Below are 624 nucleotides of genomic sequence, written 5' to 3'. Positions count from 1 at the left end.
TATCCAGATGTTTCGAGGGGGCAAGAAAAATCCATCAGGAGCAAGGGCATGAAGGTCATCAAAGGCAACTTCCTCAGAGGGCTCTCCGACCCGGCGGGGGTGGTGGTGGCCCCCACCAACGGGGTCATCACCCCTGTCGGGCTGGTCATGGGGGCCGGGGCCGCCCTGGCCCTGGCCCAACATCAGCCCCGTATACGGCAAGCCCTGGCCCGTCGGATCGAGCGGGAGGGGGTGCGGGTGGGCCGCTTCTGGCGCTACGGCTTCGTGGCGGTGCGGCTCGAAGACCGCCTCTACGGGGCCTTCCAGAGCAAGCTGGACTTCCGCCGGGGGAGCGACCTCGGGCTCATCCGCTACAGCGCCGAGCGGCTGCGCCTGTGGTTGGTGGAGCATCCCGGCGTTGTTGTCCACCTGGCCTTCCCCGGCATCGGGCTGGGCGGGCTGTCGCCCGAGGCGGTGTGGGGGGTGCTGGAGGCAACCCTGGCCGAGGTCTCGGGAGCGGTGCGGCTGTACCGCAAGTAGGCAAGCAGCACCAGGGGGCGGCAGAGGCCGCCCCGCTTAGTGCGGGCGAGGTGAAACTATGCGTGAGGAACTCTGTCCTGAGTGCCAGGGAAACGGCTACGTGAC

Annotated in this window: 1 protein-coding gene; it reads left to right on the top strand. The window is 68.3% G+C overall.

Annotation, left to right across the window (positions count from 1 at the left end):
• A partial coding sequence (locus ABWU19_RS15030) for a hypothetical protein (RefSeq protein WP_435902434.1) occupies nt 1-519 on the top strand: 519 nt, incomplete at its 5' end.
• Nucleotides 520-624 lie beyond the last annotated feature (105 nt).

Origin of the sequence: Meiothermus cerbereus, assembly GCF_051297115.1 — a bacterium.
GTDB classification, from domain to species: Bacteria; Deinococcota; Deinococci; order Deinococcales; family Thermaceae; genus Meiothermus; species Meiothermus cerbereus_A.
The sequence above is the reverse complement of the archived record's forward strand: the minus strand, read 5'-3'. Positions and strand labels throughout refer to the sequence as shown.